The sequence below is a fragment of the Sphingomonas naasensis genome, assembly GCF_004792695.1.
In the GTDB taxonomy this organism is placed as follows: domain Bacteria; phylum Pseudomonadota; class Alphaproteobacteria; order Sphingomonadales; family Sphingomonadaceae; genus Sphingomonas; species Sphingomonas naasensis.
In genome coordinates this window covers 1,088,068-1,098,871 of sequence record NZ_SRXU01000001.1, presented here as the reverse complement: position 1 = coordinate 1,098,871, position 10,804 = coordinate 1,088,068, and the positions used below count along the sequence as shown (strand labels likewise).

General features: G+C 68.6%; 9 protein-coding genes. 2 read left to right on the top strand and 7 right to left on the bottom strand.

The window, feature by feature from the left end; all coding sequences use genetic code 11:
- Positions 1 to 265: 265 nt before the first annotated feature.
- On the bottom strand, positions 266 to 652 hold the full coding sequence (locus E5A74_RS05060; protein WP_135983127.1) for a winged helix-turn-helix transcriptional regulator: 387 nt from the start codon (positions 650 to 652) through the stop codon (positions 266 to 268).
- A gap of 89 nt (positions 653 to 741) precedes the next feature.
- On the opposite strand from E5A74_RS05060, the gene E5A74_RS05055 reads away from it, so the two are divergent.
- Both E5A74_RS05055 and E5A74_RS05050 read left to right on the top strand, forming a co-directional pair.
- Positions 742 to 1,317, top strand: coding sequence for an FMN-dependent NADH-azoreductase (locus E5A74_RS05055; RefSeq protein WP_135983126.1), 576 nt, complete (start codon positions 742 to 744; stop codon positions 1,315 to 1,317).
- Positions 1,318 to 1,446: 129 nt separating this feature from the next.
- Positions 1,447 to 3,477 (top strand): elongation factor G, encoded by a 2,031-nt coding sequence (locus E5A74_RS05050; RefSeq protein ID WP_135983125.1) that lies wholly within the window; start codon positions 1,447 to 1,449, stop codon positions 3,475 to 3,477.
- Positions 3,478 to 3,487: 10 nt separating this feature from the next.
- Here the strand turns inward: E5A74_RS05050 and E5A74_RS05045 are convergent, their stop codons facing one another.
- From E5A74_RS05045 to cysD, 6 genes are all read right to left on the bottom strand, one after another.
- Entirely contained in the window at positions 3,488 to 3,841 is a 354-nt protein-coding gene (locus tag E5A74_RS05045; protein ID WP_135983124.1) for a response regulator, read from the bottom strand.
- Positions 3,838 to 5,982, bottom strand: coding sequence for a PAS domain-containing sensor histidine kinase (locus tag E5A74_RS05040; RefSeq protein WP_135983123.1), 2,145 nt, complete (start codon positions 5,980 to 5,982; stop codon positions 3,838 to 3,840). The genes E5A74_RS05045 and E5A74_RS05040 overlap by 4 nt, the downstream gene beginning before the upstream one ends.
- 71 nt (positions 5,983 to 6,053) lie before the next feature.
- Positions 6,054 to 6,926 (bottom strand): HpcH/HpaI aldolase/citrate lyase family protein, encoded by an 873-nt coding sequence (locus tag E5A74_RS05035; RefSeq protein ID WP_135983122.1) that lies wholly within the window; start codon positions 6,924 to 6,926, stop codon positions 6,054 to 6,056.
- A gap of 278 nt (positions 6,927 to 7,204) precedes the next feature.
- Positions 7,205 to 7,924 (bottom strand): 3'(2'),5'-bisphosphate nucleotidase CysQ, encoded by a 720-nt coding sequence (locus E5A74_RS05030; protein WP_135983121.1) that lies wholly within the window; start codon positions 7,922 to 7,924, stop codon positions 7,205 to 7,207.
- Complete coding sequence (gene cysN / locus E5A74_RS05025) at positions 7,921 to 9,834, bottom strand: sulfate adenylyltransferase subunit CysN (RefSeq protein ID WP_135983120.1); 1,914 nt, start codon at positions 9,832 to 9,834, stop codon at positions 7,921 to 7,923. Before cysN ends, E5A74_RS05030 begins: the two co-directional genes overlap by 4 nt.
- Positions 9,834 to 10,751 (bottom strand): sulfate adenylyltransferase subunit CysD, encoded by a 918-nt coding sequence (gene cysD / locus E5A74_RS05020; RefSeq protein WP_135983119.1) that lies wholly within the window; start codon positions 10,749 to 10,751, stop codon positions 9,834 to 9,836. Before cysD ends, cysN begins: the two co-directional genes overlap by 1 nt.
- Positions 10,752 to 10,804: the final 53 nt, after the last annotated feature.

The following is a 10,804-nucleotide window of genomic DNA, read 5'->3' as shown; positions in this document are numbered from 1 at the left end:
AATTTCATCGTCGGGCCAGTAGATGTGACGCGGTCGGGCGCAGCGACCTGTTGCCCCAACTCTAACTTGCAATGTAGGATTATGCATGATGCGATGCGCGTCGGCGCCGTCTGTCCGCGCCCGCTCTTTGACCTCGTCGATCTCCTACAGGCCGCGCGCAATAATATTTCCCACTCGCGCAACGCACGAGTCATTCTATCGCGACTCTTGCGACTCTAGACGCTGGAAATCCTACATTTGCCGGGCGCGACTCGGCTCGAAATGCCTACACGCCGGCATCGAACGCAGCGCGGTTCGCAGTCAGCGCCGGCAGGTTCGTCTGCACCCAGCCGCCGAGCTGGCGCGCCTGGTCCGCCAGCGAGTTGCCCAGCGGGGTCAGCGCATATTCGACCTGCGGCGGCACGGTGGGGTGCACCGTCCGGCTGACGATCCCGTCGCGCTCGAGCCCGCGCAGCGTGCGGGTGAGCATTTGCTGCGAGATGCCCGAAACCGCCCGGCGCAGCTGGTTGAAGCGCAGCGGTCCGTCGTCGAGCGTGACCACCACCGGCAGCGTCCAGCGGTCGCCGATCCAGGCGAGGTGGCGCGCGATGGCGATGCAGCGCTCGCCGCGATGATCGATCGGCACGAGCGCGGCGGTGGCAGTCAATTCCATGTGACCTGGTCCTGAAAATATGCGTTCTTGGCGGGGGTTAGCTACCTCCATAGCTAGTTGGGGACCGAAACGGATTTGGATAGTCCCCCATGAAACTTCTCCATCTCGATTCCTCGATCCAGGGCGAAACCTCGGCGAGCCGCGCCGTATCCGCGGCGATCGTCGCGCGGCTGCGCGCCACGCATGAAGGGCTCGACACGCGCTATCGCGATCTCGCCGCCGATCCGCTGCCGCATCTGACCCTGCCGGGATATGCGACCGGGGAGGCCGCGGCGGTGCTCGACGAGTTCCTCGAAGCCGACATCGTCGTGATCGGCGCGCCGATGTACAATTTCGGCATGCCCTCGCAGCTCAAGGCGTGGTTCGATCACATCCTCGTCGCCGGCAAGACCTTCCGTTACGGCGCGAACGGCCCCGAGGGGCTGGCCGGGGCCAAGAAGGTGATCGTCGCGCTGTCGCGCGGCGGCGTCTATTCGCAGGGCCCGGCCGCGCCGATGGAGCATGCCGAGGCGCATCTCCGCACGATGCTGGGCTTCATCGGCGTCAGCGATGTCGAGTTCGTCGTCGCCGAAGGCGTGGCGCTCGGCGCCGAGCAGCGCGAGACGGCGATCGAGGCGGCCTTCGCGCATGCCGGCCGGATCGCGCCGGTGGCGGCCGCGGCCTGAGCGGGGCGCCGGTATCCCGTCGCGGCGGGATGCCGGATCGCGGCTTGCGTTCGGCCGCGGCTGGGCCGATGGTCGCGACTCCCACGGACCCCTGCGCGACAGACGCGGGGCACGCAGGAGAGGCGCGCTATGGATCAGGCAAGCCACGGCACCAGAGCAATCGCGATCGTCGGCCCCGCCGGCGCAGGCAAGACCAGTCTTCTCGAATCGCTGTTGTTCGCGACCGGCACGAGCGCCCGGCTCGGCGCGGTGGATGCGGGCACGAGCGTGGGCGATGCCAGTCCCGAAGCCCGAACGCGCGGCGGCTCGACCGAGCTCAACCTCGCCCGCTTCGAATGGATGGGCGAAACCTATGTGCTGATCGACACGCCCGGCTCGCTCGCCTTCGCCGCCGATGCCGGGCGGGCGCTCGAGCTCGCCGATCTCGCGCTGGTGGTGATCGATCCCGATCCGGAGCGCGCGGCGCTGGTCGAGCCGCTGCTGCGCCGGCTCGAGACGCTCGGGCTTCCGCACGCGCTCTTCGTCAACAAGATCGATCAGGCCCGCGGCAGCATCGAGGATCTGCTGGCAGCGCTCCAGCCGCTCAGCGGCGCCGCGGTCGTCGCGCGCCAGATCCCGATCCGCAAGGGCGAGCGCATCACCGGATTCGTCGATCTCGCGCTCGAACGAGCATATCACTATCAGCCCGGCCGCGCCTCCGAGCCGGTGCCGCTGACCGACGATCTGCGTGACGACGAGACCGGCGCGCGCTTCCACATGCTCGAGCAGCTCGCCGATCACGACGATGTGCTGCTCGAGCAATTGCTCAACGACGAGGTGCCGCCGCCCGAGACGGTGTTCGGTGATATCGTGCGCGAGACCGCGGCGGGGCTGATCGTGCCGATGCTGTTCGGCTCGGCGCTCAACGGCTTCGGGATCCGCCGGCTGCTCAAGATGCTCCGCCACGACACGCCGGTGGCCGGGCAGGCCGCCGACCGGCTCGGTGTCGACGGCGCCGCGGCGCAGGTCTTCAAGGTCTCGCACGGCAGCACGGTCGGCCGGCTGGCGCTCGCCCGGATCTTCGGCACGTCGCTGGCCGAGGGGGCCGAGCTGCGCGATTGCGAGGGCAAGACGCTGCGGACCGGCACGCTGTTCGCGCTGCAGGGCACGGCGACGACCAAGACCACGCGCGCCGAGCCGGGCGACGTGGTCGGCATCGCCAAGGTCGATTCGGCGCGTGCCGGCGATCGGCTCGGCATGGCCGGGCGGACTCCGGCGGCACCGTCGGTCGCGATCCCGCCGCTCACCCATTCGACGCTCGCCATCGCCGCGAAGGATCACAAGGACGAGGTGCGGCTGTCGACCGCGCTCAATCGCCTCGCCGAGGAGGACCCGGCGCTGCAATGGGGATTCGAGGAGGCGACCCGCGAGACGCTGCTGCACGGCACCAACGAGGAGCATCTCGCGGTGGTGCTCGCGCGGCTCGAACGGCGCTACGGCGTCGCGGTCGCGTCGCGCCAGCCGACGATCGCCTATAAGGAGACGATCCGAACCGGCGTCACCCAGCATGGCCGCCACAAGAAGCAGTCGGGCGGCCATGGCCAGTTCGGCGACGTGATCATCGAGATCCGCCCGCGGCCGCGCGGGGAGGGGTTCCATTTCGAGGAGAAGATCACCGGCGGCGCGATCCCGCGCCAGTGGATCCCGGCGGTCGAGCAGGGCGTGCGCGACGCGATGCAGCGCGGTCCGCTCGGCTTTCCGGTGGTCGACGTCGCGGTGGCGCTGGTCGACGGCTCGTTTCACAGCGTCGACAGCTCCGAGCTCGCCTTCCGCACCGCAGGCCGGATCGCGATGACCGAGGCGCTGGCCGCGGCCGCGCCCTATCTGCTCGAGCCGATCGCCCGGGTGACGATCCGCGCGCCGGGCAGCGCGGTCTCGCGGATCACCTCGGCGGCGACCAGCCGGCGCGGTCAGATGCTCGGAATCGCCCCGCTCGATGGCTGGTCGCGCTGGGATGCGATCGAGCTGCTGATGCCCGAGGCCGAGCTGTCGGGGCTCGACCCCGAATTGCGCTCGCTGAGCCAGGGGCTGGCGCAATTCGAGGCGCGGTTCGATCACCTTGCCGAGCTGAGCGACAAGCTGGCGAAAGAAGTGCGTCAGCGCATGCCCGAGCCGGCCTGACGCCCTTGCCCTAGCCGAGCAGCGCCTTCAGCGCCGCGTCGATATCGGCCTCGCGATAGGGCTTCTCGATCAGGGGCCAGGTCTCGAACCCCTCGGGTGCCGCGCCATAGCCGCTCGCGAAGGCGAAGGGCACGCCGCGCCGGCGCAGCGCCTCGGCGATCGGCGTGCTGCGCTCGCCGGCGAGGTTGATGTCGAGGATCGCAGCGCCGAGAGCCTCGCGCTCCGCCAGCACGAGGCCTTCCGCGAGCCGGCCGGCCGGGCCCACCGGGTGGCAGCCGAGCCCGTCGAGAATGTCCTCGAGGCACATCGCCACCACCGGCTCGTCCTCGACCACCAGCACGCGCAGACCCTGCCAGCCGTTCATTCGGCGCCCTCCGGAAGCGGGGCATCGACGGTGCATACCAGCCCGTCCGGCCGGAAATCGATGGCGACCGTGCCGGCGAGCTCGGCGGCGAGGCCGCGCTCGATCATCCGGGTGCCGAAGCCGCGGCGCGTCGGCGCCGTCACCGCGGGGCCGCCGCGCTCTTGCCACACCAGCGCGAGCCTCGTGCCGCCGTCGCGCTCGATGCGTTCCCAGCGGATTGCGACCCGGCCTTCGGGCCGGGAGAGCGCGCCATGCTTGACCGCATTGGTCGCGAGCTCGTGCATCGCGAGCGCGAGGCTGATCGCAGTCTTGGGGAGGATCGGCAGATCAGGACCCTCGAAGGTGAATCGGCCGGCATCGCCGTGCGGCGCCACCGCGTCGCCGATGATCTGTGCCATCGACACGGCGCCCCAATGCTCGCGGGTCAACAGATTGTGGGCTTCCGAGAGCGCCGCCAGCCGGCCTTCGAACGCCCTTCGCGCCGTTGCGGGATCGACTGCGCCCTTGAAGCTCTGCTGGGCGACGCCCTGGACGATCGCCAGCGTGTTCTTGACCCGGTGGTTCAGCTCGTCGACCAGCAGGCGCAGATGCGCCTCGGCGCGCTTGGCCTCGGTCATGTCGCGTCCGATCGCGTGGAGGCCCGTCGGCTTGCCCTCGGCATCGGTGGTCAGCCGCGAATTGATCTCCCAGATCAGCGGACGGCCGTCGCGTGCACGCACGGTGACGGTCAGCCGCGTGCTGCCGCCTTCGCGCATCTTCTGCTCGAATGCGGCCATCGCCAGCGCGAGCTGGTCCGGATCCATGAAATCGCCGATCTTCGCCCCGACGATCTTCTCCACGGGATAGTCGAGCGCCGCGACCACCGCAGGGTTCACCGACGTGATCACCTGATCAAGCGAGGTGGTGAGGAGGAAGTCGTTGGCCTGCTCGAAGATCGTCCGGAAGCGCCCCTCGCTCGCGCGCAGCTCCTCCTCGGCGCGCTTGCGGTCGGTGATGTCGAACGAGACGCCGACGAAGCGGCTCGGGCGCCTGTCGTCATAGTCGATCCGGCTGCCATGGCTCTGCAGCCAGCGCTCCTCGCGATTGTCGGCCCGGCAAACGCGATATTCGATCGTATAGGGCTGGCCGGTCCGGAAGCAGCGTTGCGCCGCGGCACGCACCCTCTCGCGATCGTCGGCATGGATGCGCGCGATCCACTCGTCGAAGCTCCCCCGGCTATCCGCCCGGCGATCCAACCCGAGAAGATCGAAGCGATTGGGCGACCATTCACCTTCCATCGTCTCAAGGTCGAGCTCCCAGCTCGCCATGCCGGCGCTCTCGGTGGCGAGGCGCAGGCTTTCCTCACTCTTGCGCAGCCGGCCTTCGGCTTCGCGGCGCCCGGTGACGTCGAGCGTCACCGCGAGCACCCCGAAAGGCTCGCCGTCAGGGCGGCGGATCACCGAGACCGAATTGTTGACCCAGACGATGCTGCCGTCCTTGCGGACATAGCGCTTCTCGTGCGTGTAGGGCGTGCCCACCGCCACCGCGCGCTCGAACAGCGGCCGGTTGCGGTCGCGGTCCTCGGGATGAGTGATGTCGAGCATCCGCATGCCCATCAGCTCGTCGCGGCTCCAGCCGGCGATTTCGCAGAAGCGGTCGTTGAGCAGAGTGAAGCGGCCCTCCAGATCGACCTGCGCGAACCCCGCGGTCGATTGCGAGATGAACGCCGAAAGCTGTGCCTCGCGGTCGCGCAGCGCCAGCTCGGCCTCCTTGGCCTCGGTCACGTCGTGGGCGACGCCGATGAAACCGATATGCCGGCCCTGCATGTCGCGCCGCGGCGACGAGGTCGAACGCAGCCAGCGCCATTCGCCTTTGGCGTTACGGTAGCGCCCCTCCAGATCGAAGGTGCCGAGGCTGGCTTCGCCGGCGACCGATTGGGCGAGCAGGTGCGCGGCGTCCTCGGGATGGATGATCCGGCGCCAGTCGAACGCCAATGCCTCGTCATAGGGCACGCCGACGAACTCGACATAGGCGCGGTTGACGAAGCTTCGGGTGCGATCGAGCCGCGTCACCCAGACCGCGACCGGGGCGCTGTCCGCGATCATGCGGAACTCGTCCTCGCCAACCGGCAGCGGTTCGTGCGCGGGCTCGGCCTCGATCATCTTATGGTACGCGCCCCAACAGAACCCCCACCCCTATCTAGTTGGAAACTATGAATACTCAATCGTCGTAATCAGCCACGCACCATCGCCAGCACGGCCTGTGCGCGTTTCAGATGCGGCATGTCGAGCATCGCTCCATCGAGCCCGATCGTGCCCGCCCCGGGGCTGGCGGCGAAAGCCGCGACGATCCGCTCGGCCTGCGCGATCTCGGCTTCCGAGGGCGAGAAGGCGCGATTGATCACCGGCACCTGATCGGGGTGGATCGCCATCATCCCGCGAAACCCGGCGCGGCGCGCTTTGGCGGCGACCTTTTCGAGGCCGGTGAGGTCGCGGAAATCGCCATGGATCGTCTCGATCGGCGTCACCCCCGCGGCCGCGGCGCCGGCGAGGCAGAGCGCGCGGAATAGCTGATAGGGGAATTCATAGTCGCCATTCTCGTCGCGATTGTCGGTGGCGCCCAGCGCCGTCGCGCTGTCCTCGGCGCCCCAGGTCAGCGCCGCGAGCCGCGGGCAGCCGGCATAGTCGCCGAGCCCGAACAGGGCAGGGGCGGTCTCGGTCGCCACCACGATCGTGCGGATTCCGCCCGGCGCGAGCCCGGCGGCGGCCTCGAGCGCGGTCAGATAATGGTGGAGCCGTTCGGCTTCGGCGCGGGTCGCCTTGGGCAGCATGATGCCGTCGGGCCGTGCCGGAACGATCGCGGCGAGATCGGCAAGGGCGTGCGCGCTATCGAGCGGGTTGATCCGCACCCATTGCGGCTGGGCGCGCGCGGCGGTGCGCAGATGCTCGGCAACGAGGTGGCGGGCCTCGCCTTTGTTCGCCTCGGCCACGGCGTCCTCGAGATCGAGCAGCACGAGATCGGCGCCGCTCGCGCCCGCCTTGACGAGCTTGCGCGGGCTATCCCCCGGCGCGAAGAGCAGCGAGCGTGCGGTCAGCGGTTCGGGCAAAAGATCCTCCCTGTCGGCCGACAGACGTAGAGCGCGGCGCGGCGCGGGTAAACCGCGGTCAAGCCGAAGCCGCGCAGGGATCGTGGCGGCTTCGGCTTGCTCCCAGGCAATGCCGGCTCCGGGGGAGAAGAGGCGGCACGCTTTACTGGCGGAGCCCTGGGAGACGAGGCATCCGCGCGCTGCCCCTAGCCGCGCAGCGCATTTCTGTCCGTTCGGGAGTTGCCCGCTATGGAATTATACCGGGGTGCCAACGAACCGCGCGTCCCGGCGCGCGCCGCTCAGGCCGTGCAATCGCGCACGGTGGCGAGCACGCGTTCCGCCCATTCGGGACGGCAGATCAGCAGATCGGGAATGCTGGTCTCGCGTTGGTTGTAGACGATCGGCGATCCGTCGATCCGCGAGGCGTGCAGCCCGGCCGCGAGCGCGACCGCGACCGGCGCGCAATTATCCCATTGATGCTGCCCGCCGGTATGGAGATAGATCTCCGCTTCGCCGCGCACCACCGCCATCGCCTTGGCGCCCGCCGAACCCATGCCGACCCGTTCCGCGCCGATACGGTCCGCGACATCGAGGCAGAGCGCGCTCGGCCGGGTGCGGCTGACCAGCAGCCGTGGCGGGGCGTGCGGCGCCGGAAGCGCGGGCGGGGCATCGCTCGACAGCGTCAGCCCGAGCCTCGGCAGAGCGACCGCGCCGATCGCGGGGTGCCCGTCGATGGCCAGCGCGACATGCACTGCCCAGTCGTCGCGCCGCTCGGCGAATTCACGCGTGCCGTCGAGCGGATCGACGATCCAAACCCGGCTGGACTGGAGCCGGGCGAGATCGTCGGCCGATTCCTCCGACAGGATCGCGTCGTCGGGCCGCGCCGCGCGCAGGCGCTCGAGGATCAGCGCATTGGCCTCGCGATCGCCGCGATCGCCGCCGGCGCATTCGGACTGGACGCGCAGCAGCAGCGCGCCCGCCTCGGCTGCGACTTCGCGCGCGAGCTCAGCATCGGTCAAATCACCGGGCTCCACGTTCCCATGATCGTCTCGACGATGCGCTCGGCCGCCGCCTCGGGCGTCTCCTTCGTTGTGTCGATCCGGATTTGCGGGTTCTCGGGCGCTTCGTACGGGCTCGAGATGCCGGTGAAGTTGGTGATCTCGCCGGCGCGCGCCTTGCGGTAGAGACCCTTGGGGTCGCGCCGCTCGGCTTCCTCGATCGGCGTGTCGATAAAGATCTCGAAGAACTCGCCGGGCGCCAGCATCGCGCGCACCATCTCCCGCTCGGCGCGGAAGGGCGAGATGAAGGCTGTCAGCACGATCAGCCCGGCATCGGTCATCAGCTTGGCGACTTCGCCGACACGGCGGATATTCTCGACCCGATCGGCATCGGAGAAGCCGAGATCGCGGTTGAGCCCGTGGCGGATATTGTCGCCGTCGAGCAGGAAGCTGTGCTTGCCCATCGCGTGCAGCTTCTTCTCGACCAGATTGGCGATGGTCGACTTGCCCGAGCCCGACAGGCCGGTGAACCAGAGCAGGCGCGGCTGCTGGCCCTTTTGCGCGGCGTGCGCCTCGCGGGTGATCTCCATCGCCTGCCAATGGACGTTCTGCGCGCGGCGCAGCGCGTGGTGGAGCATGCCCGCGCCGACCGTGGCGTTGCTCGCCTTGTCGATCAGGATGAAGCCGCCGAGATCGTGGCTGTCGGCATAGGGCTCGAACACGATTCCGCGGTCGGCGGCGATCTCGGCCACGCCGATATCGTTGAGCTTGAGCGTCTTGGCGGAGACATGGGCGAGCGTGTTGACGTCGATCGCATGCTCGGGCTCGCGCACGGTGACGCTCACCGTTTGCGTGCCGAGCTTGAGCCAATAGGCGCGGCCGGGGAGCAGATCGTTCTGGTCCATCCAGACGATCGTCGCGCGGAACTGGTCGGCGACCTGCGGCGGTGCGTCGGCCGCGGCGATGACGTCGCCGCGCGAGCAATCGACTTCGTCGGCAAGCGTGAGGGTGACCGATTCGCCGGCGCCCGCCGCGTCGCGGTCGCCGCCCATCGCGACGATCCGCGCGACGGTGCTGGTGCGCCCCGAAGGCAGTATCCGCACCGCGTCGCCGGGCTTGACGGTGCCGCTCGCGATCAGCCCGGCGAACCCGCGGAAATCCAGATTGGGGCGGTTGACCCATTGCACCGGCAGCCGGAACGCCTTGGCGCGGTCGGCCTCGGTGTCGACCTCGACCTGCTCGAGATGCTCGAGCAGCGCCGGACCCGCGAACCATGGCGTGTTGTTGGACAGGCCGGTGATGTTGTCGCCCCGGAACCCCGAGATCGGGATCGGGGTGAAGTCGCGGATGCCGATCGATTCCGCGAAGCCGCGATAATCCGCGACGATCGCGTCATAGGCGCTCTGATCATAGCCGATCAGGTCCATCTTGTTCACCGCGAGCACGATGTGTCGGATGCCGAGCAGATGCGCGAGATAGGAATGGCGCCGCGTCTGGGTGAGCACGCCCTTGCGTGCGTCGATCAGGATCACCGCGAGGTCGGCGGTCGAGGCGCCGGTGACCATGTTGCGGGTATATTGCTCGTGCCCGGGGGTGTCGGCGACGATGAACTTGCGCTTCTCGGTGGCGAAGAAGCGATAGGCGACGTCGATTGTGATGCCCTGCTCGCGCTCGGCGGCGAGGCCGTCGACGAGCAGCGCGAAATCGATCTCGCCGCCCTGCGTGCCGACGCGCTTGCTGTCGGCCTCGAGGCTGGCGAGCTGATCCTCGAAGATCATCTTCGAATCGTAGAGCAAGCGCCCGATCAGCGTGGATTTTCCATCGTCCACGCTGCCGCAGGTGATGAAGCGCAGCAGCGACTTGTTCTGGTGCAGCGTCAGATAGGCCGAGATGTCGGACGCGATCAGCGCGTCGGGGCGGTAGGAGGTCATCAGAAATAGCCCTCCTGCTTCTTCTTCTCCATGCTCGCCGCCTGATCGTGATCGATCGCCCGGCCCTGGCGCTCGGAGGTGGTGGTGAGCAGCATCTCCTGGATGACGTCCTCGAGGTTCGCCGCCTCGCTCTCGACCGCGCCGGTGAGCGGGTAGCAGCCGAGCGTGCGGAAGCGCACCGAGCGCTCGACCGGCGTCTCTCCGGGCTTCAGCCGGAAGCGTTCGTCATCGACCATCAGCAGCAGCCCGTCCCGCTCGACGGTGGGGCGCGGCGCGGCGAAATAGAGCGGGACGATCTCGATCCCCTCGGCGCGGATATACTGCCAGATGTCGAGTTCGGTCCAGTTCGAGATCGGGAACACCCGCATGCTCTCGCCCTTGTTCTTGCGGGCATTGTAGAGATGCCAGAGCTCGGGGCGCTGGTTCTTGGGATCCCAGCGATGCGAGGCGGTGCGGAACGAGAAGACGCGTTCCTTGGCGCGGCTCTTCTCCTCGTCGCGCCGCGCGCCGCCAAAGGCGGCGTCGAAGCCATATTTGTCGAGCGCCTGCTTCAGCCCCTCGGTCTTCCACAGGTCGGTGTGGAGGCTGCCATGGTCGAACGGGTTGATCCCGCGCGCCAGCGCATCGGGATTGTGGTGGACGATCAGCTCCATCCCCGCGGCCTTCGCCGCCTTGTCGCGCAGATCGTACATTGCCTGGAACTTCCACGTCGTATCGACATGGAGCAGCGGGAAGGGCGGCGGCGCGGGGTAGAAGGCCTTTTTGGCGAGGTGGAGCATCACCGCGCTGTCCTTGCCGACCGAATAGAGCATCACCGGGCGCTCGGCCTCGGCGACCACTTCGCGAAGGATATGGATGCTCTCGGCCTCGAGACGCTGGAGATGGGTAAGGGGAGAAGACGGCAATGCAAATCCCATTCGCGCGCGCTGCGCGCGGCTAAAGCTTCGTGAACCTTCTGCCGCTATTCGGC